Raw genomic sequence first — 26,992 nt, 5'->3', positions numbered from 1 at the left:
CGCACCGTGAGGTCATCCGGGAAAGAGGAAGCCGCCATGAACATCGTGATCCCGCTCTACGACGGCTACGAGCCGCTCGACGTGGTCGGACCCTATGAAGTCCTCGCCCACATCCCCGGCGCCTCCGTACGGTTCGTCGGGGCCGAGAAGGGACCCGTGAAGGATGCGCTGGGGTCCCTGCCGACGTACGTCCCGGCCACGTACTCCCAGGTGGACCACTGTGACGTCCTGCTGATCCCGGGCGGGAGCAGCGTCAAGGCCATGGTGGCCGATGACGATTTCCTCGCTTGGGTGCGCCGCGTCCACCGCCGCACCCGGTTCACCACCTCGGTCTGCACCGGGTCCCTGGCGCTGGGCGCGGCGGGCCTGCTGAAGGGCCTGACCGCCACCACCCACTGGAGCGAGGTGGAGGCACTGGCGTCGTACGGCGCTGTCTACACCCCTCAACGTACGGTCCGACAGGGCAAGGTCATCACCTCGGCCGGCGTATCCTCCGGCATCGACATGGCCCTCACTCTGGCCGCCTTGCTGACCGACGACGTGACCGCCCAGGCGATTCAGCTGTTGACCGAGTACGACCCACAGCCCCCCTTCGACTCCGGCTCATTGGCCAAGGCATCTGACGCGGTGCGAAAGCGGGTCTTCGAACTGATGAAAAAGCGGCCCCACAACGGCTGACGGCACACGTGGCGTTCACCAGCCACGCGGACGGCACCGTGGCACGGCGCGGACGGGGACGGGCTGTCCGTCCGCCCCGTTCGCACGCGGTTCGTTTGCGGGACATGAGTGAGACGTTTCCGAAACGTCAGCGGCCCCGAGAAGAGTGGTGTCCACACCGCGGGAACCGCCGAAGAAGACTCCCGCACGAAACTCGAGGGGGAACCCGATCATGCGTACTACCCGGATTCGTACCGCCGCCCTGGCCGCCGTCACCGCCGCGCTGGCGCTGGGCCTGACCGCCTGCGGCGGCGCCGACGGCGACTCGAAGGCGGCAGGCGGCGACAACGCCGCCGCTACCGCGCAGAGCCGGTCCGCGTCCGACGGGGACCGCAAGGGCGGCGCGGAGCAGGCCAACAGCAACGGTGACACCAAGGCGGGCACGGACTCGGCCACCGCCTCGGGCGGGTCGGAGGAGGTCGCGAGCAAGGACGCATCGGTCGCTGCCCAGCAGTGCCGCGGCGACGAGATGCTGGTCACCGCGGTGCACCGGTTCGCCGGGCAGCAGGGCGACCACCTGCTGATCACCGCGTCGAACGAGGGCGCCACGCCCTGCTGGGTCACCTCCTACCCCGCCGTGAAGCTCGGCGACGACGACTCCGTACTGCCGCACTCGAAGAAGGACAACCCGGGCGGCGACCAGCGCATCACGCTCCAGCCCGGCGCCACGGTATACAGCGCGGTGAACCTCTTCGACTACGGCTCGGAGAACCAGACGGCCCAGTCGCTCGCCATCGCACTGCGCGACACGGACGGCCACCAGAACCCCTCCTACTCCGTCGTCATGAAGGGCGAGAAGCAGCAGTTCAGCTGGAACGAGGCCGATGTCCTGAACTGGAACACCGAGAAACCGTACGACTTCTGACCGCCCGAACTCCTGCCCTACCCGTTGAGACACATGCCGATCGAGAGGAACGCCTGCACGAGGGGGACCTGAGGGACCGCCGGCGAGACCACCTGGGAGGCGTAGTGGACGACGACCAGGTCCAGAGCGGGCGAGACGAACAGGCGCTGACCGTGGATGCCGCTGGCCATGAAGGATCCGTAGGGGTCGTTCAGGATCCACCACAGGTCGTGGTACGAGAGGGTGGCCGGCGAGTCGGGCGGTGCCGCGGGGAAGCGAACGCGGCGCGGGTAGCCGTCCGGGACACCCTCGACGAGGGCGGTCACCGCTTCCGGCAGGATCTGGCGGCCGCCGACGGCCCCGCCGCAGCGGACGAGTTCACCCAGGCGGGCCACGTCGCGCGCGGTGGCGCTGAAGCCGCCGCAAGCTGCCTCGGCGCCGTCCGCGTCGAGGAGGTAGTAGGCGTCCTCCTCCGCCCCGATCCGGGACCAGATCATCTCGGACATCAGCGCCGAGGTGCTGAGTCCGGTGATCCGTCGCAGGACTTCGGCGAGCGCCTCGACGTTGCCGTTCTCGTAGCGGAACTCCGTACCGGGATCGCCCGTGGCCCTGGCGGTGGCGAGGTGTTCGCGGATGGTCGCGGGTCCCGAGTAGCCGTAGGGACGCAGTCGCGGAGCGAGGACGGCGAAGTAGCGCTGTGCCTCCAGGGCCTTGTCGTACGGGCGGCCGGCGTAGCTCATCCCCGTGCCCATGTGCAGGAGGTGGTCGACCTGGGCGTCTCCGAAGGCGGTGCCGGAGAGTTCGGGCACGTACTTGGCGACCTGGGCGCCGCGGTCGAGGTGTCCTTCGTGGGCGAGGGTCGCCGCCAGGAGACCGAGATAGGACTTGGCGGCCGAGGCGTTGAAGTGCGGGACGTGGGCCTCGTAGCCGTGCAGATACTGCTCGTGGACGAGCCTGCCCCGGTGCAGGACGAGCAGGGCGTCCGTCTCCGCCTCGGCGAGCAGTTCCGACAGTGTGAGAGCACGTCCGTAGGAGCCGGTGACGCTCAGGCCGTCGAGGGCGCCGGGCGGCGACGCGGGCAGGTCACCGGGGCCGCCCGGACCCCGCCAGACGCGACGGCTGGGCATGATCTCCCGGCCTGCCGTCGTGTGGCGTCGCGCCCAGGCCGAGTCCGTGAATCCTCGGGCCCAGACGAGGTCGGCCAGTGCGTCCGTGCCGGTCACGTGTCGCTCCGCTCGTTCGGGATCAGCTCATCGCGAGATCGATACCGTACACGCTGTTCGGAAACGGAGGAAGGGGTCGGCCCGGCCGGGCGTGACTACTGGGGTTCGGTACCCCGCCCCCCGGGAAGGTCGACGGCCCCGGGAGCGTCCACCGGGGTCAGCCCCGTGGCCCAGACCCTTCCGTAGACGGACAGATCCCGCAGGTGGGCGGTGATCTGCTCGGCGGTGTAACCCGTGTCGTTCTCGACCCACCAGCTCAGCACCGAGATGAGTTCGCCGGTCCAGGCACGGGCGACGATGCCGAGCGGGATCCTCGGCTCCACGCCGAGCTGCTCCGCCCGGTCGCGGAAGGCCATCTCGGCGTGCGTGCGGATGAGTTCGGTGAACTCCCGCAGCGCACGCCCGTCGCCCTCCCCCCGCAGGATCACCCGGTAGACGTCCCGCTCCAGGGTGGCGTGTTCGAAGATGTACTTGACCGGCAGGCCGGTGAAGCCCTGGACGTGCGCCTGGCGAACGGCCGGCAGCAAGCGCTCGCGGTCCTGTGCGAGGTCGCGGACGATGCCGACGAGCAGATCCTCCTTGTCCCGGTAGTGCGCGTAGAAGGTGGCCCGGCCGATGTCGGCCCGCTCGGTGATCTCCTCGACGGTGATGGCCTGGAACCCCTTGTCCAGCACCAGTTCGACCAGGGCCTGGCGGAGCGCGGCGCGCGTCCGCCGGACGCGGCGGTCTTCGGGCTTCATGTCCACTATCGATTCCTTCTCTCAGGACCGTTGACCTGACCCTAGCGCTGCCCGTACTTTTCCCGACAGCCAGATTGATACTGAACACGCTGTTCTGAAACTCTGGAGGCGGCGATGAATCTCGGGCGTTACGTGCGCCGGACAGCCGAGCACCATCCGGACGCGGAGGCGGTGGTCTGCGGCCAGGTCCGGCTGACCTACGCGGAACTCGACGACCACAGCGACCGGCTGGCGGCCGCACTCATCGGGATGGGCCTGAGCCGAGGGGAGCGCGTGGCCACGCTCGCGGCCAACCGCGCGGAGCTGGTCGTCACGGAAGTGGCGCTCTACAAGGCGGGCCTGGCCCGCGCGCCGGTCAACGCCCGCCTCGGCGACGGCGAAGTCGCCCATCTCCTGCGGGAGTCCGACGCCCGTGTCCTGCTCACCGATGCCGCACACCTGGACACGGCGCGACGGGCGGTACCCGGCTCGGGCGTGAAATCCGTCATCGGCTACGACGGACCCGCCGACCTCGGTCCCGGCTATGCGGAGACCCTCGCGGCCACCTCCCGCGAGGCCGTCGACGTGGAGTGCGACGAGGACGACATCGCCGTCCTGCACTTCACTTCGGGCTCCACCGGCAAGCTCAAAGCGGCCGTGCAGACGTACGGCAATCGGCTGGCCCTGCTGCGCAAGTCGGTGATGAACCAGGCCACGCGGGTCGGAACGGGCGATCGGCAGATCCTCGCCGGGCCCGTCACCCATGCCTCCGGTATGCCGCTCATGGGCATCTTCTTCGCCGGCGGATGCGCCGTCGTGCTGCCGCGCTGGGACGCCGCGGAATTCCTCGCCACCGTGGAACGAGAACGTGCGACCCATGCGTTCCTCGTCCCGACCATGGTCAACACGGTCCTCGTGCTGGAGGACGCGGGCGACTACGACCTCTCCAGTCTCCGCCATCTGCTCTACGGCGCGGCGCCCATGTCACCCGCCCGGATCCGGGCGGCCTGGGACCTCTTCGGCCCCGTGCTCTGCCAGGGCTACGGATGCGGCGAGACGACCTCCGGCGTGCTGTTCCTCTCCGCGGAGGACCACCGCCGTGCCATCGAGGGCGAGGACGAGGAACTCCTGCTGTCCTGCGGCCGCCCGCTCGCCGAGGCCGAGGTACGCATCGTCGACGACACCGGCGTCCGGGTGGCGGACGGCGAGATCGGCGAGATCGCCGTCCGGGGCCCCGACGTCGTCCCCGGCTACCACAACGAGCCGGAACTGACCGCGAAGAGCTTCCGCGACGGCTGGTTCCTCACCGGTGACCTGGCGCGGCGGCGCCGGGACGGATACGTCTTCATCGTCGACCGCAAGAAGGACATGATCATCTCCGGTGGTTTCAACATCTACGCCGTCGAGGTCGAAGCCGTCCTCCACCAGCATCCCGGCGTCTTCGAGGCCGCGGTCGTAGGCGTACCCGACGAGCAATGGGGCGAGGCGGTCAAGGCCGTCGTCGTCCCGCGGGCAGGGATCACGCTCGACACGGAGGAGCTGATCGCCTTCTGCGCCGAGCGCCTGGCGCGCATGAAGAAGCCCCGTTCCGTCGACATCGTCGCCGCGTTGCCCCACAACCCCAACGGAAAGATCGACCGCCGCGCCATACGCGACACCTACTGGTCCGGCGCCGAGCGCCGCGTCCACTGAACAGGGAACACCCCATGCCCTACACCCTCGCTCCCCACTACGACGACAACCCCCGCCTGCGGGACCTGGTCGGCCGGCTGCGCGCCTATCTGACCGACGAACTCCTCCCCTACGAGCGGGCACACGGCATCACCCCCGAGAGCAAGCTGGACAGGCCCACCCTGGAAAGCGTCTGGAAACGCAGCGCCGAGCTCGGCTTCTACGGCATCGGCCTGCCCCCGGAACTCGGCGGCCAGGGACTGAACTTCACCGACCTGTGTGCCCTCAAGGAGGAACTCACCGCCTCCGGGGCCGCCTTGTCCCACTCGGTCCTCGGCGACATGGGCGGACCGCTGCGTGTCGGCGCGATCCTGAAGTACGCCACCGACGAGCAGCGGGAGCGCTATCTGCTCCCCGTCGTCCGGGGCGAACGCGCCTGCTGTTTCTCCCTCACCGAACAGGACGCGGGTTCGGACGTACGCCGCATGAGGACCACCGCGACGCGGGACGGTGACACCTACGTGCTGAACGGGCACAAGGTGTTCAGCTCCGCCGCCCCGTTCGCCGACTTCGCGGTCGTCGTCGCCCGGATGGCGGACAGCGAGGAGACGTACAGCGCCTTCCTCGTCGACCTGGACACCCCCGGCTGCCGTGTCCTGGACGGTGCCGTGCCCATGTCCGGCCAGCAGATGGAAGGCGACCTCGTCTTCGAGAACTGCCGCATCCCCGTCGCGAACCTGCTCGGAGAGATCGGCCAGGGGCTGCGCATCGGCATCGGCCGCATCACCCTCAACCGGCTGCTCCACTGTCCCTCCCTGATCGGTGCCGCACGGCGCGCCTGGGATCTGTCCGTCACCCATGCCAAGACCCGCGTCGCGTTCGGACAGCCGCTGCTCGCCCTTCAGGCCATCCAGCACAAGCTCGCCGACATGGCCACCGACCTCTACGCGGCCCGGTCGATGGTCCTCGCCACCGCCGCGAAGGCGGACCGCGGCGAAAACATCGCGGTGGAGGCGAACATGTGCAAGCTGTTCACCGCCGAAGCGTGCTTCCGCACAGCGGACCAGGCCGTGCAGATCCACGGCAAGGACGGCCTGAGACGCGGTCACGAGGTGGAGCAGATCTTCCGGACCCTGCGCATGTTCCGGATCGTCACCGGCACGACCGAGATCCACAAGAACGCCATCGTCAAGGCACTCGTCTGACCGGCGCCCCGGGGAGGCCGCCCGAGACGGCACTGCCCGGGGCCCACTCCCCGTGTGCCTGGCCCACCCCCGCTGCGGCTCCCCCGGCGCCACCGGCGGTCCGCGCCCACCCCTGCTCGACCCGCATCCGCAGGAGTCCCCATGGCACCCCAACCCTCCGCGCCCCCTGCCGACCGTTCAGCCCGTCGGCCCGCCGCCCGTCCGCCCGACCACCGCCGCGCCTGGCTGGTGACGGCCATGATCGTCACATTCATGGTCATCAACTTCGCCGACAAGTCGGTCCTCGGCCTCGCCGCCGTCCCGATCATGGACGAGCTGGACATCAGCAACAGCACCTACGGGCTGGTCTCGAGCTCCTTCTCCCTGTTGTTCAGCCTCTCCGGACTCGTCGTCGGATTCTTCTCCTCCCGTATCTCCAGCAGGACCATGCTCTTCGTGATGGCACTGCTGTGGGCAGTCGCCCAGCTGCCCGTGCTGGCCGTGGCAGCGGTCCCGACCCTGATCGCCGGCCGCGTCCTGCTGGGTGTCGCGGAAGGCCCCGCAGCCTCCATGTCCATGCACGCGCTGTACAAGTGGTTCCCGCCCGAGCGGCGCGGGCTGCCCTCGGCCCTGCAGATCGGCGGCGCCGCGATCGGCACGCTGGTCTCCGCGCCCGTACTCACGTGGCTCATCACGGACTTCGGATGGCGATCGGCGTACGCCGTCCTGGCCGTTGTCAGCCTGCTCTGGGCGCTGGTGTGGTGGCGGACGGGCCACGACGGACCGTTCGACGAGACACGCCCACCACGAGCTGTCGGCTCACGCCCCGTGCAGCATCTGCCCTACCGCCGGCTGCTGCGCACCGGAACCATGGTGGGCAGCGTCGCCAGCGCCTTCGGAGCCGCGTGGGCGCTCGCTCTGGCCCACGCCTGGCTGCCCGCCTACCTCAGGACCCAGCTCAACCTGGGCCCCCAAGCGGTGGCGACCGCCATCAGCGCCATCTCCGCCCTCAGCCTCGTACTGCTGCTGACCGTCTCACCGCTCATGGATGCCCTCACGGCACGCGGAGTGTCCAGCCGCTGGTCCAGCGGTGCCACACAGGGAGCCTCGGTGTGTGTCGCCGGCTGTGCCATGGCCGCCTTTCCCTTCACCGATGGCGTCGTCATCCGCCTGCTCCTGATCGGGGTGGCCTTCGGCACGGTCGCCGTCGCGATCCCTTTGCACTACGTGACCGCTGCCGAGGTCGTTCCCGCGGCCCAGCGCGGTGCCGTCTTCGGCATCGTCGCCGCGACAGGCACCCTCCCCGGTCTGATCGCCCCCTTCGTCACCGGCCACCTCATCGACGCGGCGGACACCGCGTCCGCCGGTTACGCGACCGCGTTCCTCATCGCAGCCGCGGTGATGCTGCTGGCGGGCGCCTCGGCCATCACCGCCATCCGGCCGGAACAGGACGCGCGACGGCTCGGCCTGCACACGGAACGGGCCCCGTCCCCGCGCTGACGGGCGAGGCCGGACGTCCCCACCTCCGCCGTCCCCTCCCAGCTTCGACAGCTCCACCTCGCGACCGGCCTCGAGAAGGGTGCGCAGCCGGGCGAACAGTCCCAGGCGTATCCAGTCGTCCCGGCGCCCGGTTCAGCCTCGGCCGGCGTTCGCTCCCCCGGCGGGAGGGGCGGTGCTCTGCCGTACGACGAGCTGGGGGGTGGGGCCTGGACGGGGCGGGGTTGGGGGCGTTCGGCCATGACGCGGAGCAGTTCGGTGGCCGTGAGCGTGCCGAGTGCGAAAGTGTCGCGGGTGAGCGCGGTGAGGGTGGGGCGCGCCATGGTGGTGAAGACGGAGTCGTCGAAGGACACGACGGACAACGTGTCGGGCACGGGAATGCCCATTTCGGTGGCCACGCCCAGTCCGGCGACCGCCATCACGTCGTTGTCGTAGACGACCGCGGTGTAGCGCGGGTGCGCCTCGAGGCGCTTCCTCGTCCATGCCCTTCTTGGCGTACGCGGGCCACGTGGCCTATCTGCCCGGCAGCTCCTACACGCTGGGCGACCTCAAGGCCACCGCGCCCGAGGTCTACAAGAACCTGGGCATCGGGCCGCGGATCAGCAACAGCGCTCCCAACATGTACATCGAGTCCCGAGTCCCTGGTCGTCAACGCGGGCAGCAAGAACCAGGCCCTGGCCAGCGCCTTCGCCAAGTATGTGACGAACTCCGCCCATCAGCTCTCCTTCGCCAAGAAGGCCTCGGTCTTCCCCTCGTCGGCCGGGACACTGGACGACCCGTACTTCTCCAAGGACGACGGGGGCCTGGCCACCGAGGTGCGGCTGGAGAGCGCCGAACAGGTGAAGAAGGCGGTCGTGTGGTGGCCGCCGGCGTTCTCCGGGGCGGCCGACAGCCAGACGCTGCGTGAGCAGATAGCCCAGGCGCTGCTGGGCTTGCTCCGGGATCCGTCGGGGCCGACCGCGACGAGCTTGATCGTCCCTGATGTGGCGGTGAACCGCTTGACGTAGTAGACGTCGTCGTAGATGCCACCGAGGTAGGTGTCGTCGAGATAGACGTCGTAGCGGCGGACCGTGTCGTAGTCGCTTCGGTGCCAGGACAGGAACAGCTCGTCGCTGCCCGGCAGCAACCCGAGCCGCAGCAGGGTGAAGCCCTGCCGCGTGTCCGCGGTGACTTCCGGGCAGGCGGTGGCATTCCGCCGGCGCCTCGCACGGTCCGATCCGGCGGAGTACGAGGGGCAGGTGGTGAAGAAGGTCGCTGCGGTGGTCTTGGATACCGACGGGGACGACGATGCGCAGTGGCGGGCCGGACTGGCCGCCTGGGCCGGCACCGGGTCAGCGCGTCGTCGCGAGGTGGCCGTCCACGAGTGAGAGGCTGCGGGCGCGCAGGGTCGCCCTGGCCTGTTCGTCGTAGGCCTGGTCGTTCGCGCGGGCGGGTCGGAGGCGGTCGAAGAACTGGCCGGTGGTGCCTTCGAGGGCGGGGTCGACGGCGAGCCTGCGGGTGGCCTCGGCTCCCGAGTCGAGGGTGTCGGCGGTCACGCCGATCTCGGACAGGACGATTTTGGTCGGCATGTAGGTGCCGGGGTGCAGGCAGGTGGCGGTCAGCTCGGTGGGCGCGAACCGTCCGCCGAGGTCGAAGCAGTGCATGATCTGCGCGAGCTTGCTCTGGCCGTAGGCGCGCGTACCTGAGTAGCCGCGTTCGAGCATAAGGTCGTCGAAGTCGAGCGGGTGCTGGCCCAGGGAAGAGACGTGGACGACGCGGGCGGCGTGCTGCGTGGTCGTGGAGGCCCGCAGGAGCGGGAGCAGGTTCTCGGTGAGCAGGAAGGTCGCCAGGTAGTTCACCGCGAAGCGCAGCTCATGGCCGTCGCGGCTGGTGCGGCGCTCGCGTCCGTCGGGCTCGCCGGAGCCGATGCCTGCGTTGTTCACGAGCACGTCGAGGGTGTCGACGCTGTCGGCGATGGTATCGGCCAGCCCGGCCACCTGGCCGAGGTCGGACAGGTCGGCGGTCGCGGTGACAGGTGCGGTGGCGCCGGACTCGAGGACCTCGGCGAGGAGCCGCTCGAGCTTGGCGGGGTCGCGGCCGTGCAGGACGAGTCGGACGTCGTCTTCGGTCGCGAGGCGCAGGGCGAGGGCGCGGCCGAGGCCGTCGGTGGCGCCGGTGATCGCGATGGTCGTAGTGGTCATGCCGGTCCTTCCCGCACGGGGCTGTGGGTGAGGAGGTTGATGAGGGCATCGACGAGGGCACGATGGGACTCACCGGGGGGATCCGCTCCGAGCGGTGGAGGCTCGGCGAGTACCTCGTACCACAGGAGACCGAAGACGGTTCGAGCGTCGAGTGCCGGTGAACGACCTGTTGGGAAATCCCCCCGCTCGACGGCGCGGTCCGCCAGGACCTTGAAGGCGGCACGGCGGCGGGCGAGGAACTGTTCGCGGAAGCTCGCGCCGAATTCCGGGTCGATCTGAGCCTGGGCCATCAGCGTGCGCATCACGCGCATGATCGAGGGGTCGAGGGCCAGCGCGAACGATCGGTCGAGGAACTGGCGGAGGTCGGCCGCATAGCTGCCGTGATCGTCGAGCCCGATCTGGATATCGGCCTTGAGCACCAGTGCGTCGAGCAGCACGTCGGCCTTCGACGGCCACCAGCGGTACACGGTCTGCTTGCCGGTGCCCGCCCGCGCGGCGATCCCCTGCACCGTCAGTCCCGGGTAGCCGAGCTCGACCGTGAGTTCCCAGGCGGCGGCGAGAATCGCGGTGCGGCTGTCCTCACTGCGCTTGCGGCCGGGGCGGACCGGTTCAGGTGTGGGCGGCATGCTTCCGAGGCTACATGAATCGAATCGAGACGCACCGATTCGAAAATGAGGCGTGCCTTCGCCTCCCTCCCATGCCCCGAGTGACCACTGACTTTGGGCGGGCACGCGGCTCCCCTGGCGCTTCGCGGAGAACGTTCCGTTCGTCACCGAGGCGGTGAACGCCATGAGCCGGCCCGGCGTGGACTGGCCGGTGGCGCATAGCCGCGCCGTGCGAGAGCTCTTCGCCGGCGGGGCCGACGGCACGCCCGACAGCCAACCGACCGCACCGGACCTGCCAGGCGGGCGGTCCGGTGCGGGACTGCGTCCTGCCGCGGACCGGATGTCACTTTCCGGCGAGTGTGGTGAGGATGGTGGCGGTCAACGCGGCCTGTGTGACCATGCCGGACACAGAGGTGCTCTCCGAGCGGGCGTGTGCGCCGTGGCCGACCGCTCCGATGCCGTCCAGGACCGGTACACCGGCTGCCGCGAGGAAGTTGCCGTCGCTCGCTCCGCCGACGGACGCCTCCGCGAGGTCGTGTCCGAGCCGTCGGGCACAGGTCTTCGCCAGGTGCGCGAGGTCCGCGACGGGTTCGCTGCGTTCGAAGACGGGGCGGTTCCAGTCTCCGGTGATCTCGAGTCGGGTGCGGGGGTCGACGGGGCGGAGTTCCGCGAGGGCCTGTGTGATGCGCTGCTGTTCGGGGGCGGTGGCCACGCGGATGTCCAGGTGTGCGCCGGCGCGGCCGGCCGTGACGTTGCTGCGCGTGCCTCCTTCGATCACTCCGATGTTGAGGGTGGTTCCGGCCGCGTGGTCGCGGAGTTCCGTCAAGCGCAGGATCTGGTGAGCGAGTTCGTCGACGGCGCTGGCTCCGGCGGTGGGGTCCAGTCCCGCGTGGGCCTCGGTGCCGATGACCGTCAGGGTGAACAGGCCCACGCCTTTGCGGGCGGTCTTGATGGCGCCGTCGGCCGCGCCTTCGAAGACCATGGCGAGTCGGCAGTCGCGGCCCGCCTCGACGATCGCCTCGTGGGAGGCGAGGCTTCCGGTCTCCTCGTCGCCGTTGAGCACGAGGGTGACGGCCGGTCGGGGCAGGCCGAGCGCGTGGAGGGCGCGCAGAGCCCAGACCGCCTGGACGAGGCCGGCCTTCATGTCGAAGACGCCGGGTCCGCTGATGGCGTCTCCTTCGCGGTGGAAGGGCCAGGTGTCCAGGGTGCCGGTCGGCCAGACGGTGTCGTAGTGTCCCACCAGCATGACCGGGCGCTGGTCGGCCGCGGTGGCGTCGTGCGCCGGGTACCGGCGGATCATGATGTCGCCGGCCTCGGCGCGCGGGAGGATCTCTTCCGTGTCCGGGGCTCCGAGCCGCTGGTCGAGCCAGTCGCGCAGCCAGGCGAGACAGGCGTCGAGGGCGTCCAGGTCGTCGCTGGCGCTGCCCTGGGCGGTGTAGGCGGCCAGGTCGGCGACCATGTCTTCGCGGTGGTGTTCCAGCCAGCGCCGCACGGGCGCGGTCTGTTCGTCGGCGGGCATGTGCCGGGCCGTCGGCTGCCCGGTGAGCCGGTCGAGTGCGTCGAGTCGCTCTTCGGACATCTTCTGCGGTGTGCCTTCCAGCTCGCGCAGTCCGTCCATGACGGTCCGCAGGAGGGCTGTGGGCAGCCCCATCTGGGTGGCGTACGCGATGACGTCGCTGTAGTGGGTGGTGACTTCGACGGGGCGGTGGCGTACGGCCAGGTCACGCCAGATGCCGCTGCGGTCCTTGGTCTGGGTGCGCAGCCAGGCGGTGAGACGGTCGAAGGCGGCGTCGCGTGCCGTGGCGTCCGCGCCGTGCCGGAAGGGGTGGGGGTCGAAGGCGTCGAACGCCTGGAGGGTGACGCCGCGCCGGTCGGCTACGGCGAAGATCTCCGCCGTGAGCCCGGCCATGGCGGGGCGGTGGCGGTCGATCAGGTCAGCCATGGGCGCGTCGGCGAGGGCGGTGGCGGCGAGCATGGCGCCGAATCCCGCCTTGGCCCACAGGTAGCCCTCGATGTTGTCGCCGGCCCGAGCGGGGCCCCAGCTCTGCAGGTCGGCGACCAGGGCGCGGACGCGTGCGCTGACGGGGGCGCCGTTGGGCTCGCCGATGACCAGGGCTCCCGCGCCGCCGTCCTGGACCACTCCCGGTTCGATGACGTCGGCGAAGATGTTGACGAAGGCCGCCACGGTGCGGTGAGCGCCGACGTGTTGGGCGATCAGGTCCTCGTTGAAGCCGTTCTGCACCGAGACGACGTACCCGTCCGGGTCCAGGCGGGGAGCGATCCAGTCGACCGCGCTCTTGGTGGCCTGAGCCTTCACTGCCAGCAGGACGCGCTGTAGCCGGCCGGTGAACGTGTCGGGGGTGGTGGCGGTCACCGGGACGCTCGTTCGGCCGTCGCCCTGGGCGAGGACGAGTCCGTGCGTGCGGATGGCGTCGACGTGTTCACGGTCGGTGTCGACGAGGGTGACGGGGTGGCCCGCGCGGGCGAGGGCGAAGGCGAGAGTGCCGCCGATCGCTCCCGCGCCGACGATGGTGTAGGCGGCTCGTTCCGGGCTGGTGTCGCTCATCGGGCGTGTTCCTCTGTCGTGGGGACGGCCGCCACGGGTGCGGGGGCCTCGGTGGCGCGGGTGTCGTCGGACTGCCAGATCCGGGGAAGGTGGAGGGCTCCGGTGCTCGACCCGCCGTCGACGCGGAGGACCTCCCCCGTGATCCAGGAGGCGTCGGGTCCCGCGAGCCAGCACACGGCGCGGGCGATGTCCTCGGGCGTTCCGGGGCGGCCCAGCGGGTTGACGCTGATGGCCTTGGCGTACTCGGCGGAGACGGGATTGCAGTCGCTGTCGACCAGGACGAAGCCGGGGCTGACCGCGTTGACGCGGATGGCGTGTCCGCCCAGTTCGAGGGCGGCGGCCCGGGTGGCCATTTCGAGGGCCGCCTTCGAGCTGGCGTACGGTCCGCCTCCGGGGCGTGAGCGCAGGGCCGAGCCGGAGGAGATGTTGACGACGCAGCCGGGCCGGCCTTCCGCCATGGCAAGGCGGGCGAGTGCCGCGGTCGTCAGGACGGGGGCGCGCGCGTTGACGGCGAACAGCCGGTCCCAGGCGGCCGCGTCGACGTCGGCCATGTCCAGGGAGGGGTAGATGCCCGCCGCGTTGACCAGGACGTCCACCGGACCGTGCGCCGCCCAGGACTCTTGGACGAGGGCGGTCGCCGCGCCGGGATCGGTCAGGTCGGCGGCCCGGGTCGCGGCGCTCGTGCCGAAGCGGGAGGCGGTGGCCCGGAGTGCGTCGTGGTCGCGGTCGGTGAGCGTGAGGAACGCACCCTGGTCGGCGAACGCCTCGGCGGTCGCGCTGCCGATACCGCCCGCGGCGCCGGTGATGAGAACGTGCCGCATCACGTGAAGTCCTTGTCCTTGGTCTCGGGCATGGTGAGGTAGACGACGAGGGAGATCAGCGATGCGGCGCACACGTAGATCCACAGCAGGTCGCTGTGGCCGCTCTCGTGCATCCACGTCGTGATGTACGGCGCCGTGCCGCCGAAGACGGCGACGGCCAGTGCGTAGGGCAGGGCGATGCCGGTGGCCCGGACCTCCGCGGGGAACTGCTCGGCCATGATGACGGCGCAGTTGGCGGAGTAGCCGAGGATGAGCAGCATGCCCACGAGCTGGACCAGGAACAGGCTCAGGAAGCTGTTGCCGAGCAGGTGCAGCAGCGGCCAGGCCAGGACGACGAATCCGCCGGCGAAGCCGGCCATCGTCGGCTTGCGTCCGATCCGGTCCGAGAGCACTCCGGCGAAGGGCAGCGCGACCACGAAGACGATCAGGCACAGGGTCTGGGAGAGCAGTGCCGTCTTCAGCGGGATGCCGGTGGTCAGATTCGCGTACGTGGGCAGGTAGTTGACCCAGATGTAGTAGGTGAGCGTGCCGGCGATCGTGATGCCGGCGACGCGCAGGGTGGCTGCCGGATGCTCGACGAGCATCGCCTTGACGGGATTGCTGCGGGTGCGGCCGCTGCCCTGGGTCCGAGCGAAGGACTCGGTGTCCTCGACCGAGACGCGCAGCCACAGCCCCACCAGTCCCAGCAGTCCTCCGAAGACGAACGCGACGCGCCAGCCCCAGGAGTGCAGCGCCCCGTCGCTGAGCACCGAGGTGGTGAGGGTGCCCAGGAGGGAGGCGATCAGGACACCGCCGGCGACCGACACCTGCTGCCAGGACCCGGCGAAGGCCCGGCGGCCCCGGGCTGCGGACTCGACGAGGAAGGCGGAGGACGAACCGAACTCGCCGCCGGCGGAGAAGCCCTGCACCAGGCGGGCGATGAGCAGGAGCAGCGGCGAGAGGACACCGATCTGCCCGTAGGAGGGGGTGATGGCGATCACGAAGCCGGCTCCCGCCATCAGGGCCACGGTGAGCGTCATGCCCTTCTTGCGGCCGTGGCGGTCGGCGTAGGCGCCGAGCACGGCGGCACCGACCGGGCGCATGACGAACCCGACCGCGAACACGGCGAGGGTCGACAGCAGGGCGACCGCGCCGTCCCCCTTGGGGAAGAACTCGTCCGCGATGATCTTCGCGAAGATCGAGTACAGCGCCCAGTCCACCCACTCGACGGTGTTGCCGATGGTGCCTGCGACGATGGCCTTGCGCTGAGTGGCACGCAGTTTCCCCGGGGCGGAGACGCCGCCCTCTTCTTTCCGGGACCCGGCGGACATGGCAGATCTGGTGGTCATGGCGTGTGCTCCGAGGGGACGGGCCGGGCGGTGGTGGAGCCGTGCAGCACGCCGCGGGCGGCGTCGGCGAGCTGGGCGTGGGTGGCGAACCAGACGTCGTGGTGCGCGGTGATGTGGTCGAGCAGTTCGCGCAGTACCACCAGGCGTGAGCGGTGACCGATGACGTGCGGGTGCAGCGTGAGCTGGAAGACTCCGCCGTCGCGGTAGGCGGCGTCGAACTCGTCCCGCCAGATCTCCCCTACGTCGCGGGGCCGGCTGTAGGGGCGGACGGACCCGTAGCGATCCATCGTGAAGTACGGCGCGTCGTCCCGGATCCAGTCGACGGGGATCTCGACCAGACCGGTGGGGCGCCCGCCGGCGAGGATCTCGTAGGGCTCGTCGTCGGCCATGAGCGAGGAGTCGTAGGCGAACCCGAGCTCGAGCATGATCGCCAGGGTGGACTCGGAGAAGTCCCAGGAGGGAGTCCGGATGCCGACCGGGCGCTGCCCGGTCAGCGTCGTGAGGGTGTCCAGGGCGCGTGCGGTCAGCTCCCGCTCGTCCGCGCGGCCCAGGAGCATGTTCCGCTCGTGGATCCAGCCGTGTACGGCCAGCTCGTGCCCGTCCTTGGCGTACGCGCGGGCTTCCTCGGGGTGGAGGAGGGCGGAGACGGCCGGCATGAAGAACGTGGTGGGGACGCCGTAGTGCGCCAGCAGGTTCAGGATTCTCGCCGCGCCGACGCGGGCGCCGTATTCGCCCTGGGCCAGTCGGCCGGGGCTGGTCTCGCCGTCGCGCAGGGGGATCGTCTCGTGGTCGGAGTCGAACGACAGGGCGACGGCGACGCGGGCGTCGCCGGGCCAGCGGTTCGGGACCAGGCGCTGTCCGGCGCGCACGGCGTCGACGTGACCGCGCCAGGTGGTCTCGGGCCAGCGCCAGCTCTCTGCGGGCAGGCTGGAGTCTTCTGAGGGCATGGGTGACTCCCTGAGAGGGTGATACGGGCCGGGGAGGAGCGGAGGTGAAGGGGCCGCGTCGCGGCGAGGGTGTGCGGGGCCGGTGGGCCGGTGGGCCGGGGGTTCAGACGGGTCGGTCCATCCGGTACCAGGAGTACTTCACGGTGGCGAGGTGCAGGGTCACGTCGGAGGCGATGAGTCCGGGCAGCGACCCGATGACCTCGCTGGTGTAGGGGTGCAGGTCTGCGCGCCGGGGCAGGACCATGTGCCCGATGAGGTTGAAACGCCCGGTGGTCGCGCCGAGGAATTTCGTCCCCGGATGCTTGGCGAGCTGCCTGCCGGCGGCGTCCAGCTGTCCGGGTTCGATGGACAGCCACACCATGAACTCCGCGTCGAAGCCGAGCAGGGACGGTTCGACGAGGGTGCGGAACTGGAGGACGCCACGGGAGATGAGCCGGTCCATCGCGCGGGCGACGCTGGACTCGGCACGGTTCATTTGCCGGGCGAGGACACTGACCTGCGTCCGGCCGTCCTCCCTCAACGCTGCGGCGATCTCCTGCTCGAGCGGGGTGAGCGCTTGTGGCGCGCGGTCCCGGTCGGGGCGGTCGCGCGCGGACGAGGCCGGCCGGAGTTCGGCGGCCGCCACGGGCGGGAGCAAGCCGGTGTCCCACATCGCCGCCGAGGTGAAGGAGCGTATGACGGGAACGGCCTCGGTACTCGTGATGAGGTCGGTCGCCGGAAGATCGGTGAACAGCATCCGCATCATCTCCTCGTTGTCACGGGCAACGAAGTCGACGATGAGGTCGGCCGATCCGGTGACGACGGCCACGAAACGGACGTCGGGGCTCTCACTGAACCGGGCCGCGGCCTCCAGTCCGCGACCCGGGCGGGCCTGGACCCGGACCATCATGGAGGATCCCTCCCTGGTCCGGTCCAGCTCCAGAGTTCCGGACACGCGCAGCAGCCCCCGCTCGCGCAGAGCCGTGTAGCGGCGCTGCGCGGTGGTCTCGCTGGCACCCACCCAGCGCGCCACCGCGCTCCACGGGGCACGGCCGTTGAGCTGGAGCGCTGCGATGACGCGACGGTCCAGTTCGTCGATGGTGTCCCTGAGGGCTGCCTCGGTCATGCACCGAAGCTAACCAGCGATTTTCCGCCAGTCAATGGCGGAATCCTGCATTATTGCTGGTCAGCGAGGTGTGATCGAGCAGCTGGAACTCAGGGCGGCAATAAAAGCGCTGCTCCGGACCTTTCCCGCGGATGGACAGCGCATGAAGGATTTCCCCATGTCCGTCGCCAGAAGAGTTCACCAGTGCCCCGCTCGGCCATGACCTGGGCCGCTGTCCGTTCTTCTCCGAGGTCCCGTACGGCATGACCGCCGACGTCACCCGCTGCGGGAGCCACACCCGCGGAACGGCACGGGCAGGTATGGCAGGCGGCTGCCGTGCGCACCGACGGTGGTGGCGGGCGTGCCGTGCCGTGTCGTGCCGGATTCCGTCACCGTCATGGCGGGACCGCTGACCAGCACGCCGCCCGTGCCCGCAAGGCGGGCCGGGCGCGGACGAATCGGGGCGGGGCCTCCGCTGGAAGGCCCGCCGGGCAGGCCCTGGCCGAGTCTCCCGGAGGGAGCCCCTCACCCTCCCGCATGCGTCCGCAGGGGCGCCGGGTGGTCTCGGGCGACGGATCACTTCAACCAGCGCGCGAGGCGGTGCGGGACGCGTCGGCGGTCGTGGGGGAAGGCGGTGCGGTCCGGGCACGGCGGGAGCCCAGGGCCGCGTAGAGCACGGCCGGAACGATCAGACCGACGATCCACGAGATGTCGGCACCGCCGAGCGGAGTCACCAGGGGGCCGGTGTAGAAGCTGGTGGACAGGAACGGGAACTGGGCGGCGAGACCGACGCCGTAGACCAGCAGTGCGTCCCAGCGCCAGCCGCCGTAACGGCCGTTGGGATCGCTCAGGGCCGGCAGGTCGTACCGCTCCTTGGAGAGCAGGTAGTAGTCCACCAGGTTGATCGCCGACCACGGGGTGAAGAACGTCAGCAGGAACAGCAGGAAGTCGGCGAAGGAGTCGAGGAACGACGTGCGCCCCGCGAGCGCCACGGCGGTGCCCGCGACCATGATGCCCAGGATGTAGGCGGTACGACCGCGCTGCGACAGCACCCGCCGGCCGCGGAATCCGCTGACGCTGGTCACGAGGGACATGAATCCGCCGTAGGTGTTGAGCACGTTCACCGTCAGCTTGCCCAGCGCGATGACGAAGTACAGGAAGGACGCCACCAGACCGGTCCCGCCCAGGCCCACCACGTAGCCGACCTGGTCGTCCACGAAGGCCGTGCCGGCGGTGGCCGCGACCAGCACGCCGAAGCTCATCGACCACCCGGCACCCAGCACCGTGCCGGCCAGAGTCCAGCCGAACGTGGCCCGTGCGGACGTGGTGCGCGGCAGATAGCGCGAGTAGTCCGCCACGTACGGCCCGAACGCCAGCTGCCACGACGCCGACAAGGACATGGCCAGCAGGAACATCGGCAGCGCGAAGTGGTGCTGGTGTGCGAGGTGTGCGAGGTCCGCTCGCTCCATCAGGCGCACACCCAGGTAGACGAAGGCCAGCGCGCACACCACGCTGGCCACCCGGCCCAGGGCGTGGACCACCCGGTAGCCCACGGTCGCCATGACACCGGTCACCAGGGCGAAGCCGATGATGCCGGGCACCGGGCCGAGGTGGGTCAGCTTGCCGACCGCCTGGCCGGCGAGCACCGAACCGCTGGCGAAGAACCCGATGTACATCACGACCACCAGGACCAGCGGTACGACCGCCCCGCGCACCCCGAACTGCGCCCGCGAGGAGATCATCTGCGGCAGCCCCAGCCGGGGGCCCTGCGCCGAGTGCAGGGCCATGACCGCGCCGCCCAGCAGATTGCCGACGAGCAGCCCCACCACGGACCAGACCACGTCACCGCCGAAGACGACGGCAAGCGCGCCGGTGACGACCGTGGTGATCTGGAGGTTGGCCCCGAGCCAGAGGGTGAACTGAGAGAACGCCGTGCCATGGCGCTCCTCGTCGGGGATGACGTCGATGGAACGCCGTTCGACCATGGCCTGTGCCACCACGTGCTCCGTCCTGCCGTTCCTCGGCGGGGTCGGGCACGCCAGAGCTCGGGGCCGCACCACCGCCTGCATATGTCTATGCAGGGTTCCTCTTCCCTGAATGGATTGCAATACCCTCCGGTGAATCGGTGGCGCCGAAGACCTCACGAAACCACTTCACGAACTCACCCACCGGCCTGACGGCCCCCATCCGGCGGCCCGACCTCGGATCCGCCCGCCCGACGGGCCTGCCGGATCGGTGCCGACCTTGGCGTGGATGTCCGGGCGGGTCGTGGAGATCCGGCTTGCCCACCCCGGTGTGCGAGTCGTCCGGGCCAGGCGTCGCGGGACACCGCCGAAGAAACGTAGGGCACGACGGACGTGCGGCCGGCTCGGCCGCCGAGCGGGCCTACACCCGCCCCGGCAGGCCATCGCACAAGCCTCGCGGAATGACGCATGACGGCGGCTTTCCTCACCCCGTCACGAAGGTCGTCACGCTTCGAGCGGGAAGCTCGCCCGTGAAGGAGCCGTTCGACACGTGGATCGCACCCCCGGGCGCGAGGTTCCTGCTCGCGTCCGTCAACCAGGACGACACGCTGGACGAAGCGTTCCCCACCAGGGTGAACGGCTGACTCACCGGCGAGGTCCCCTTGTTGATGGCGACGATGACCACCTTCGAGTTACCGCCCTTGTACGCCGAGACGTAAAGGTTCGCCTGGGGATTCGAAGTCGCGTCTATCCGTACATACCCTGGACGGACGAACTTCGAGAAGTGCGCCATATTGGCGCCGCGCTTGCTGATCCGCCCGTCTTCCCTCATCGGGCCGTAGCTACGCCGGATGTACCACCACACGTATGCCTGGAACTCGGCATCCACCATGGCGCGGTGGATGTGCTCCCCCACGTCGAGCGCTTGGGGCCAGAGGTCCGCCGAGTCGGTGCTGTTGGGGTAGTAGACCTCGGTCATCCAGAGTTCTTTCCCCCGGCCCTTTTCCTTGAAGAGGGGGTAGGGAAAGTTCTGGTACGGCGTGCCGTAGAGATGAGTTCCGAGAATGTCCAGGTTGGCGAGGGCTCCCGCGTCGTTGAGAATCGGATCGGAGAGGCTCTTCACATACTGGAAGGACTCCGGCGCAATGATCTTGGTGCCGATCGAGCCGGCGTTCTCCCGCAGGAACCGGATCATCTCGTCCGGAGTCCACCACGTCCAGTCCTGCGCGTAATCGGGTTCGTTCTGCACCGAGATCGCGTACAGGTTCACACCGTTGTCCGCCATGAACCTGGAGAAGTCGTCCAGGTGCCGCGCATAGGCGCCATACATGTCGTACCGGAGCCGTCTCGCGTTGGTCTGATTGCCGTGGACGAAGGTCTCCACCATGTGAGCGGGAGGATTCCAGGGTGACGCGATGACGGTCGCCCCGTACTCGATCGCGCGCTTCGCCGTCGCCACCTCGCGGCTCCAGTCCGCCGGGTTCTCGTGTACGGGGATTCTCAATACGGAGAACCCGAGCTGTCCCTCGCCGTTGCCGAATGCCGCATCCCTCTGGGCAGGTGTGAGGTCATTGACCCAGAGCGTGTGATTCATGCCGCCGAAGCCCCGGATGGTCTGCCGCTCCGCCGCCGGGTTGATCGTCACGCCGGCAGCCACCGCCGCGGATGCTCCCGCGGCCGGCGTCGCGGACACGAGGACCGGTAGGGCACCCATCGTGGCCAGAACAGACCTCCGGCTCGGGAGTTCTCGCCCTGGGCCCATGGATTCGTTCCGACTCGGCATCATCGATTTTCCTCCTGCGTGTTGGTGTTGTTCCGCACTGGGCTGGTCCTCATCTCGTCGGTCAGCGTCGGAAGACTCTGTGTTGGGAGCGCTCCCATGGGTCACACCACCGCATGATTCTGGTGACGGAATCCGAAGTGTCAATAGCCCTCGCGAGCGCCCCGCGAAGCGGGACGGCACCTCCCGGGCGACTTCGTCCGTTGCCGGGTCCTCGCTCCAGCCGGCCGGCCCGCGCTGCTACCACTGCCAGCTTGCGAACCCGGTGATGTCGAGGGCGACCCCGTCGAGGACCGTCCACACATGGGTGCGGGACGTCTGGCCCCTGTCCTGTCTGCCCGTCACGTACGACCAGGTAGCCAAGCCCGTGGAGTAATCGTCCAGACTTGTGGATCGGGTGTTTCAGGAACTTGGGATGGGCGAATAGCTTCTTCACCTCACGGTCCTGGGCTGCGCGACGCCGTACCCGAGCGTGGACAATCCATGCTCCGGCTATCTGGTGTCGAGCGGGATGAGCTCGATGCGATCCGGATCTCGCACCTGCATCCATGTCCCACGCGCATGGACTGCGCGCGACAGGCATTTCCGTCCAGGCCAGGCGGTCACTAGCGTCGAAGTGCGACCCGGCGGAAAGGAGCCACACTCATGCCTTTGGTACGCATCGATCTCATCCGCGGGCGACGCACCGACGAGCTGCGGGCGATCGCCGACGCGACACACCGTGCCCTGGTGGATGTGCTGGGCATCCCCGAGCGGGACAGATTCCAGATCCTCACCGAGCACGACGCCGACCATGTCATCGCCCTCGACGCCGGCCTCGGCTTCGAGCGCGGCGAGCGGCTCGTGATGATCCAGATCTTCACTCAGGAAGGGCGCACGACCGAGGTCAAGCAACGCGTCTTCCGGACCGTTGCCGAACGGTTGGAGCCCCTCGGTATCGGCGGCGAGGACGTCTTCGTCTCCATCTTCGAGAACGGGCCCCAGGACTGGTCGTTCGGCTTCGGACGCGCTCAGTACGCCGAGGGCCTCCTGCCCGTCCCCGGCCGCTGACAGCACCTGGTCCGCTCGCGGCCCGCAGGTATGCGCCGGACCTGGTCTGTCAGGTGGGCAACCTCGTTCCCAGGCGTGGGCGAGGATGCCGACGCTGCGGGAGAGGATGAAGAGGCCATGCCCCAGTTCGGCGGGGAAGCCGAGTTCGGCGTAGACGATGGCGGTCGCCCCGTCGATGTTCATCGGGACCGGGCGGGCGCGGCCCTCCGCCAGCGCCGCCTCCAGCGCGAGGCCGGCGGCCAGCGCACGGCCCGGCACCTCCCCCCGCCTCCACCGCCTCCCTCACCAGCGCGAGCAGCGGATCGCGGCGCGGGTCGTGCGGGTGGAAGCGGTGTCCGAAGCCGGGGACGTACGCCTTGCGTTCCTGCACTCCGCGACCACGGCACGCGGTTCGGCGCCCGCGACGATGCCCTCCAGAATCTCCATGCACTGCTGGCCCGCCCCACCATGCGTGTCGCCGAGCAGCCCCGCGCCGGTGGCGACCGCGCTGTTGAGGCCCACCCCGCAGGTGGCGGCCATCCGCGCGGCGGCGATGGACGGCGCCTGCGGGCCGTGGTCGACGGCGGAGACAAGGGCGGCCTCGAGGAGCTTGCCCTGTACGGGAGTTGGCAGTTCGCCGCGTAGCATCAGCCAGATCTGTTCGGCGAAGGTGACGTGGCCGATGAGCTGTTCCACCGGGTAGCCGCGGAGCAGGATCTCGCCGGGGCGGACGCGGCTCACGGCCGTGGACCACCAGTCGGTGACCCGGTCCTGCTCGATCAGCGCCGCCTCGGTACGTACGGGACCTTCCGTCATCACATCGCTCCGTTCGCGCGCAGTTCCTCGATCTCCCGCTCTCCGTAACCGAGTTCGGCCAGGACCGTGTCGGTGTGTTCGCCGAGCAGCGGGGGCGGGCCGGCCGGGCCGACCGGTTCGCCGTCCACCTGGATCGCGCTGCCCAGAACCTCCAGAGGCCGGTCGCGGCCGTCGGGGAAGGTGAGGCGGTGGACAAAGCCGCGGGCCGCCAGCTGCTCCAGGCCCCGACAGCGATCCGCTCGTCGGCACGATCCTCGCCTACGGCAGCTTCGCCATCGGCTTCCTCGCGCGGCCGCTCGGCGGCGCCTACTTCGGCGAGAAGGGCGACACGCAGGGCCTTAAGAAGGTTCTCGTGGCGACGCTGCTCCTGATGGGCCTCGCCACCACCGCCATCGGGCTGCTGCCGACGTACGCGCGGATAGGCGTGGCCGCACCGCTGCTCCTGACCCTGCTGCGGTTCGTGCAGGGGTTCGCGGCGGGCGGCGAGAAGACCGGGACGCTGATCATCCTGTTCGAGAACGCGCCGCCGAAGTGGCGCGGGCTGCTCACCTCGCTGCCCGCGATCGGCACAGGCACCGGAACGCTGCTGTCCACGGGCGTCTTCGCGCTCTGTACCGGGCTGCTGAGCGAGGACGCGTTCCTGGCCTGGGGCTGGCGCATCCCGTTCCTGCTCAGCGCGGTGCTCACGCTGTTCGGGCTGTGGGTGCGCACGTCCCTCGACGAGACCGCCGAGTTCAAGGAGAACGGCGCCATCGTCCCCCGGGACCGCAGCGGTACATGGTGCGAGCGGCTGGCCCGCACCCGGTTCGTGGAAGCCTGGCGGCGCTATCCCAAGGAGATGCTGTCAGGACGGCCCGGGCCCGCGCGGGCCTGTCCCTGGACGAGCTCGGCCGCCGCGCCAAGGTCAGCAAAGGGGCCCTGGTCGGGCTGGAGAAGGCCCAGGGGAATCCGAACTTCGCCACTCTGGTCCGGCTGGCCGACACGCTCGGCATCTCGGTGTCCGCCCTGATGGAGGGGCCGACCGAGGGTCGTGTCCGCGTGGTGTCCGCCGATGCCGTGATGCCGCTGTGGGCGGGAGAGCGGGGCAGTGAGGCCCGGCTCATGCTGAGGGCTTCGGGGCCGGCCCCGGTCGAGGTGTGGCGCTGGCGGCTGGAGCCCGGCGAGGAGTACGCCAGCCACCCCCACCAGGCCGGAGTCATCGAGACCGTCAGTGTCACCTCGGGGCGGATGGCCCTCGTCGTCGACGGCGCGGAGCACCCCGTCGAGGCCGGCCAGACCGCCACCTTCGACGGCGACGCCCCCACACCTACCGCGGGGCGGGTGACGAGACCTGCCACCTGATCATGACGGTCCACCTGCCGCCCGGCCCCGCCCCCACGCCCTGATCAGGCCGTCGCACCCGCATCCCGCAACCGCCGGTCATCGGTTCCCGGTGCGCGAAGGGCGCTGGGTGGTGGCGGCGCCCACTCCGCGGGCGCCGCCGGTCACACGAGCGGTTCTGGCGTTCATGCGTATCTCCGGTCGGGCGGTGGGGTCCCGCACGCGCCTTGCCAAGCCCGAAGGCGCCGTCCGGAGTGGCTGAGGCCGTGTCGCGTCGTCGAGGACATCGTGCAGCCGGAGGGCTGGAGTTGCTGTGTCTTCGCCGGTGACCGGGGCCTGCTTGCCGGTACCGCCGAGGGCCGGTACCGCCGCGATCGGGGCGGTTGCGCATCTGCCGGCCGCCGCCATCGAGGAGGGCCGGGAGCTGTCCTCGATGGCGGCATCCTGGCCGACACCACCTACCGTCTGCGGCCGGCCTGACGGCCCGGTCTCACCGCAGGTGCCGGCCGAAGAACCGGTCCCCGTCGTCCACTTCGAACCACGGGGTGCCGGCGTGCCCGCCCATATTGGCGTGCAGCGTCTTCTCCTTGGTGCCGAAGGCGTCGAACAGGTCCAGGGCCGACTGCCGGTCGTTCCCTTCGTCGTCCCACTGCAGCAAGAACAGCAGCGGAATGGTGACCTGCCGGGCCTCCTCGCGCTGGGCGCGGGGCACGTAACCCCCGGCGAAGAAACCGGCGGCCGCGATGCGCGGTTCGGCCACCGCCAGCCGAATGCCGATGGCGGTCATCCCCGAGTACCCGACCGGGCCGCCGATCTCGGGCAGCGCGAGGAGGGCGTCCAGAGTGGTCCGCCATTCCGGGACCGCCTTTTCGACCAGCGGGCCGATGAAGGACTCGAAGATCTCGTCGACCGGCTCGCCGGCCGCCATCGCCCGGCGCAGGTCGGCGCGGGCCTGCTCATCGACGGCGGAACGGGGCCGGCCACCGTGCCCGGGGTGGTCGATGGCGGCCACCGCGTAGCCGTACTCCGCCGCGGAGTGCCGGGCACGGGCCACCAGCCGCGATTCCCGCTTGTGCAGACCGCCGTTGTGGCCGATCAGGATCAGCGGGGCAGGTGCGGGCCCAGGCGTCCACAGGGTGCCGGGGATCTCGCCGAGGGTGAATTCGCGCTCGAGGACGCCGTCGTCGAGACGCTGTTCAGAAGTGAAGCGCATGGTCGTGCCTTTCGGGAGGGCTGCTGAACGGCGCTCCCGGACGACCTATCGCCCGACCGTGACCCCGGAGGGGAGCACCCATGTCGATACGTTCACGGGTACCACCTCCTCGTTCTCTCGCACGGCCTCCGGAAAAGTAGCAGTGGTCGCCGTGGTCCGCCAACGGGTTTTCGCGGCGGTCGCGGAGTCTCCGTGGTCGGATGCCCCACCGAGCCGCCGCCCTCACGAGCGGGTTTCCGCATCCACGATGACCTGTACGTTCGCCGAGAACCCGCGGTTACGGGAGGACACACCCGCCTTCCGGTCACGGACGTTGCCGCAGAGCGGCAGCACACCGCCGTTCCCGGCTGACCGCTCAGCTTGTCCGGTCGCTCGCCGCGAAGTCCACGTCGGACATGTCGAGTACGAAGCGGTAGCGGACGTCGTTGCGCCTCAGACGGTCGAGGGCCTCGTTCACCTGCGCCGAGGGGAGCAGTTCGATGTCGGCGGTGATGCCGTGCTCGCCGCAGAAGTCCAGCATGGCGATGGTCGCGGGCCTGCCGCCGCTGCCTGCGGAGCTGAGCTTCTTGCGTCCCACGAGCAGGTCGGTGGTGTCCACGGTGACGGGTCCAAGGTGTCCGAGATGGCTCAGCGTCCCGTCCATGGCGACCAGGCGCAGATAAGGGCCGAGGTCGTGCGGGGCGGAGATGGTGTCGATGACGACGTCGAAGCGGTCGCGGGCGTCAGCCATGTGTTCCGGGTCCGCGGAGACGATGAGACCGTGGGCCCCCAGACGGCGAGCGTCCTCGGCCTTGTCCGGTGAGCGGCTGATGACCGAGGTGTCGGCGCCGAGCGCCACGGCAATTTTGACCGCGAGGTGGCCCAGGCCGCCCAGCCCGGCCACGGCGACGCGAGTTCCCGGCCCCACACCGAGGGCGTGCAGCGGTTCCCAGACGGTGATCCCGGCGCAGAGAAGCGGAGCGGCGGCGGCCGGATCCAGTCCGGCGGGAAGGGGGTAGGCGAAGCGGTCGCGGACCACGTACTCGCGGGAGTAACCCCCAAGCGTGGTCGATCCGTCGTACCGGTCGGTACCGCCGTAGGTCAGGGTCGGGAAGGCGCGGCAGAAGTTCTCCTGACCGGCCTGGCACATGACGCACTCGCCGCAGGAGTCGACGATGTTGCCCACCGCGACCAGGTCACCGACGGTGAAGTGGGTGACCGCGGGGCCGGTCTCGGTCACCACGCCCGTGAACTCGTGTCCGGGCACCAAAGGCCGGCTGCCTTCGCCGTCCCGGGCACTGATGGCGTGCAGATCGGAGTGGCAGACACCGCAGTAATCCACCCTGACAGCCAGGTCGTCAGGGCGCAGATCGCGTCGTTGCAGCGGCGTCCGCCGCAGCGTCGACGAGGAGTCTTCCACCTGCCAGCCAACCGTGTTCCTCATGTCGCATCCTTATAAACAGACTGTTCGGTCTGTCACCGTAGCGCTTGCTTCGGACTCAGGC

Annotated in this window: 21 protein-coding genes and 5 pseudogenes; 8 read left to right on the top strand and 18 right to left on the bottom strand. The window is 69.9% G+C overall.

What is annotated here, in order from left to right:
- The first annotated feature begins 36 nt into the window (after nt 1–36).
- Both N6H00_RS39195 and N6H00_RS39190 read left to right on the top strand, forming a co-directional pair.
- Nucleotides 37–678, top strand: a complete 642-nt coding sequence (locus N6H00_RS39195) for a DJ-1/PfpI family protein (protein WP_268976675.1) — start codon at nt 37–39, stop codon at nt 676–678.
- Between the two features lie 211 nt (nt 679–889).
- Nucleotides 890–1,582 (top strand): DUF4232 domain-containing protein, encoded by a 693-nt coding sequence (locus tag N6H00_RS39190; protein ID WP_268976674.1) that lies wholly within the window; start codon nt 890–892, stop codon nt 1,580–1,582.
- Between the two features lie 17 nt (nt 1,583–1,599).
- On the opposite strand, the gene N6H00_RS39185 is transcribed toward N6H00_RS39190, so the two are convergent.
- Together N6H00_RS39185 and N6H00_RS39180 are read right to left on the bottom strand one after the other, a co-directional pair.
- Complete coding sequence (locus tag N6H00_RS39185) at nt 1,600–2,784, bottom strand: serine hydrolase domain-containing protein (RefSeq protein ID WP_268976673.1); 1,185 nt, start codon at nt 2,782–2,784, stop codon at nt 1,600–1,602.
- A gap of 95 nt (nt 2,785–2,879) precedes the next feature.
- Nucleotides 2,880–3,524: a TetR/AcrR family transcriptional regulator gene (locus N6H00_RS39180; RefSeq protein WP_268976672.1), complete on the bottom strand. Its 645-nt coding sequence runs from the start codon at nt 3,522–3,524 to the stop codon at nt 2,880–2,882.
- A 114-nt stretch (nt 3,525–3,638) separates the two neighbouring features.
- On the opposite strand from N6H00_RS39180, the gene N6H00_RS39175 reads away from it, so the two are divergent.
- From N6H00_RS39175 to N6H00_RS39165, 3 genes are all read left to right on the top strand, one after another.
- On the top strand, nt 3,639–5,195 hold the full coding sequence (locus N6H00_RS39175) for an acyl-CoA synthetase (RefSeq protein WP_268976671.1): 1,557 nt from the start codon (nt 3,639–3,641) through the stop codon (nt 5,193–5,195).
- Nucleotides 5,196–5,209: 14 nt separating this feature from the next.
- A complete protein-coding gene (locus N6H00_RS39170) occupies nt 5,210–6,379 on the top strand; it encodes an acyl-CoA dehydrogenase family protein (RefSeq protein ID WP_268976670.1) in 1,170 nt (389 codons plus the stop codon).
- A gap of 141 nt (nt 6,380–6,520) precedes the next feature.
- Nucleotides 6,521–7,858, top strand: a complete 1,338-nt coding sequence (locus tag N6H00_RS39165; protein WP_268976669.1) for an MFS transporter — start codon at nt 6,521–6,523, stop codon at nt 7,856–7,858.
- Between the two features lie 251 nt (nt 7,859–8,109).
- On the opposite strand, the pseudogene N6H00_RS39160 reads toward N6H00_RS39165, so the two are convergent.
- From N6H00_RS39160 to N6H00_RS39110, 11 genes and pseudogenes are all read right to left on the bottom strand, one after another.
- Nucleotides 8,110–8,283, bottom strand: a pseudogene (locus N6H00_RS39160) (substrate-binding domain-containing protein); the annotation flags it as partial.
- A gap of 287 nt (nt 8,284–8,570) precedes the next feature.
- Entirely contained in the window at nt 8,571–9,182 is a 612-nt protein-coding gene (locus N6H00_RS39155; RefSeq protein WP_268976668.1) for a hypothetical protein, read from the bottom strand.
- 4 nt (nt 9,183–9,186) lie between these two features.
- Nucleotides 9,187–10,035 carry an SDR family NAD(P)-dependent oxidoreductase gene (locus tag N6H00_RS39150; protein ID WP_268976667.1) on the bottom strand — a complete coding sequence of 283 codons (849 nt, stop codon included), beginning with the start codon at nt 10,033–10,035 and terminating at the stop codon, nt 9,187–9,189.
- Nucleotides 10,032–10,826, bottom strand: a complete 795-nt coding sequence (locus N6H00_RS39145; protein WP_268976666.1) for a TetR/AcrR family transcriptional regulator — start codon at nt 10,824–10,826, stop codon at nt 10,032–10,034. Before N6H00_RS39145 ends, N6H00_RS39150 begins: the two co-directional genes overlap by 4 nt.
- Nucleotides 10,827–10,983: 157 nt before the next feature.
- Nucleotides 10,984–13,206, bottom strand: coding sequence for a 2-dehydropantoate 2-reductase (locus N6H00_RS39140; RefSeq protein WP_268976665.1), 2,223 nt, complete (start codon nt 13,204–13,206; stop codon nt 10,984–10,986).
- Nucleotides 13,203–14,027, bottom strand: a complete 825-nt coding sequence (locus N6H00_RS39135) for an SDR family NAD(P)-dependent oxidoreductase (RefSeq protein ID WP_268976664.1) — start codon at nt 14,025–14,027, stop codon at nt 13,203–13,205. The genes N6H00_RS39140 and N6H00_RS39135 overlap by 4 nt, the downstream gene beginning before the upstream one ends.
- Nucleotides 14,027–15,337 (bottom strand): MFS transporter, encoded by a 1,311-nt coding sequence (locus N6H00_RS39130; RefSeq protein ID WP_443073264.1) that lies wholly within the window; start codon nt 15,335–15,337, stop codon nt 14,027–14,029. The genes N6H00_RS39135 and N6H00_RS39130 overlap by 1 nt, the downstream gene beginning before the upstream one ends.
- Nucleotides 15,338–15,351: 14 nt before the next feature.
- Entirely contained in the window at nt 15,352–16,302 is a 951-nt protein-coding gene (locus N6H00_RS39125) for a polysaccharide deacetylase family protein (protein WP_268976662.1), read from the bottom strand.
- Nucleotides 16,303–16,405: 103 nt separating this feature from the next.
- Nucleotides 16,406–17,407, bottom strand: a complete 1,002-nt coding sequence (locus N6H00_RS39120) for an Lrp/AsnC family transcriptional regulator (protein ID WP_268976661.1) — start codon at nt 17,405–17,407, stop codon at nt 16,406–16,408.
- Between the two features lie 560 nt (nt 17,408–17,967).
- Entirely contained in the window at nt 17,968–19,371 is a 1,404-nt protein-coding gene (locus N6H00_RS39115) for a purine-cytosine permease family protein (protein ID WP_268977277.1), read from the bottom strand.
- Nucleotides 19,372–19,834: 463 nt separating this feature from the next.
- Nucleotides 19,835–21,043 (bottom strand): glycoside hydrolase family 30 beta sandwich domain-containing protein, encoded by a 1,209-nt coding sequence (locus tag N6H00_RS39110; RefSeq protein WP_329618606.1) that lies wholly within the window; start codon nt 21,041–21,043, stop codon nt 19,835–19,837.
- Between the two features lie 732 nt (nt 21,044–21,775).
- On the opposite strand from N6H00_RS39110, the gene N6H00_RS39105 reads away from it, so the two are divergent.
- Nucleotides 21,776–22,180 (top strand): tautomerase family protein, encoded by a 405-nt coding sequence (locus tag N6H00_RS39105; RefSeq protein WP_268976659.1) that lies wholly within the window; start codon nt 21,776–21,778, stop codon nt 22,178–22,180.
- Between the two features lie 78 nt (nt 22,181–22,258).
- On the opposite strand, the pseudogene N6H00_RS40300 reads toward N6H00_RS39105, so the two are convergent.
- Together N6H00_RS40300 and N6H00_RS39090 are read right to left on the bottom strand one after the other, a co-directional pair.
- Nucleotides 22,259–22,807: pseudogene (locus tag N6H00_RS40300) on the bottom strand (citrate/2-methylcitrate synthase); the annotation flags it as partial.
- Between the two features lie 167 nt (nt 22,808–22,974).
- Nucleotides 22,975–23,103, bottom strand: a complete 129-nt coding sequence (locus tag N6H00_RS39090) for a hypothetical protein (protein ID WP_268976657.1) — start codon at nt 23,101–23,103, stop codon at nt 22,975–22,977.
- 122 nt (nt 23,104–23,225) lie between these two features.
- On the opposite strand from N6H00_RS39090, the pseudogene N6H00_RS39085 reads away from it, so the two are divergent.
- Together N6H00_RS39085 and N6H00_RS39080 are read left to right on the top strand one after the other, a co-directional pair.
- Nucleotides 23,226–23,783, top strand: a pseudogene (locus tag N6H00_RS39085) (MFS transporter); the annotation flags it as partial.
- An 8-nt stretch (nt 23,784–23,791) separates the two neighbouring features.
- Nucleotides 23,792–24,360: pseudogene (locus N6H00_RS39080) on the top strand (helix-turn-helix domain-containing protein).
- Between the two features lie 425 nt (nt 24,361–24,785).
- Here N6H00_RS39080 and N6H00_RS39075 read toward each other — a convergent pair.
- The 3 genes and pseudogenes from N6H00_RS39075 to N6H00_RS39070 all read right to left on the bottom strand — a co-directional run bounded on the left by N6H00_RS39075 (nt 24,786) and on the right by N6H00_RS39070 (nt 26,931).
- Nucleotides 24,786–25,508 carry a dienelactone hydrolase family protein gene (locus N6H00_RS39075; protein WP_268976656.1) on the bottom strand — a complete coding sequence of 241 codons (723 nt, stop codon included), beginning with the start codon at nt 25,506–25,508 and terminating at the stop codon, nt 24,786–24,788.
- A gap of 228 nt (nt 25,509–25,736) precedes the next feature.
- Nucleotides 25,737–25,820, bottom strand: a pseudogene (locus tag N6H00_RS40700) (IS5/IS1182 family transposase); the annotation flags it as partial.
- A 43-nt stretch (nt 25,821–25,863) separates the two neighbouring features.
- Complete coding sequence (locus N6H00_RS39070; protein ID WP_268976655.1) at nt 25,864–26,931, bottom strand: NAD(P)-dependent alcohol dehydrogenase; 1,068 nt, start codon at nt 26,929–26,931, stop codon at nt 25,864–25,866.
- Nucleotides 26,932–26,992: the final 61 nt, after the last annotated feature.

The sequence above is a fragment of the Streptomyces sp. S465 genome (assembly GCF_026898115.1).
GTDB classification, from domain to species: Bacteria; Actinomycetota; Actinomycetes; order Streptomycetales; family Streptomycetaceae; genus Streptomyces; species Streptomyces luomodiensis.
The sequence above is the reverse complement of the archived record's forward strand: the minus strand, read 5'-3'. Positions and strand labels throughout refer to the sequence as shown.

Coding starts and splice junctions, on each gene's coding strand:
- N6H00_RS39135 (WP_268976664.1), bottom strand. CDS start 14,027: ATGCGGCACGTTCTCATCACCGGCGCCGCGGGCGGTATCGGCAGCGCG.
- N6H00_RS39115 (WP_268977277.1), bottom strand. CDS start 19,371: ATGGTCGAACGGCGTTCCATCGACGTCATCCCCGACGAGGAGCGCCAT.
- N6H00_RS39190 (WP_268976674.1), top strand. CDS start 890: ATGCGTACTACCCGGATTCGTACCGCCGCCCTGGCCGCCGTCACCGCC.
- N6H00_RS39180 (WP_268976672.1), bottom strand. CDS start 3,524: ATGAAGCCCGAAGACCGCCGCGTCCGGCGGACGCGCGCCGCGCTCCGC.
- N6H00_RS39175 (WP_268976671.1), top strand. CDS start 3,639: ATGAATCTCGGGCGTTACGTGCGCCGGACAGCCGAGCACCATCCGGAC.
- N6H00_RS39165 (WP_268976669.1), top strand. CDS start 6,521: ATGGCACCCCAACCCTCCGCGCCCCCTGCCGACCGTTCAGCCCGTCGG.
- N6H00_RS39145 (WP_268976666.1), bottom strand. CDS start 10,826: ATGGCGTTCACCGCCTCGGTGACGAACGGAACGTTCTCCGCGAAGCGC.
- N6H00_RS39125 (WP_268976662.1), bottom strand. CDS start 16,302: ATGCCCTCAGAAGACTCCAGCCTGCCCGCAGAGAGCTGGCGCTGGCCC.
- N6H00_RS39150 (WP_268976667.1), bottom strand. CDS start 10,035: ATGACCACTACGACCATCGCGATCACCGGCGCCACCGACGGCCTCGGC.
- N6H00_RS39140 (WP_268976665.1), bottom strand. CDS start 13,206: ATGAGCGACACCAGCCCGGAACGAGCCGCCTACACCATCGTCGGCGCG.
- N6H00_RS39075 (WP_268976656.1), bottom strand. CDS start 25,508: ATGCGCTTCACTTCTGAACAGCGTCTCGACGACGGCGTCCTCGAGCGC.
- N6H00_RS39070 (WP_268976655.1), bottom strand. CDS start 26,931: ATGAGGAACACGGTTGGCTGGCAGGTGGAAGACTCCTCGTCGACGCTG.
- N6H00_RS39170 (WP_268976670.1), top strand. CDS start 5,210: ATGCCCTACACCCTCGCTCCCCACTACGACGACAACCCCCGCCTGCGG.
- N6H00_RS39105 (WP_268976659.1), top strand. CDS start 21,776: ATGCCTTTGGTACGCATCGATCTCATCCGCGGGCGACGCACCGACGAG.
- N6H00_RS39120 (WP_268976661.1), bottom strand. CDS start 17,407: ATGACCGAGGCAGCCCTCAGGGACACCATCGACGAACTGGACCGTCGC.
- N6H00_RS39195 (WP_268976675.1), top strand. CDS start 37: ATGAACATCGTGATCCCGCTCTACGACGGCTACGAGCCGCTCGACGTG.
- N6H00_RS39130 (WP_443073264.1), bottom strand. CDS start 15,337: ATGTCCGCCGGGTCCCGGAAAGAAGAGGGCGGCGTCTCCGCCCCGGGG.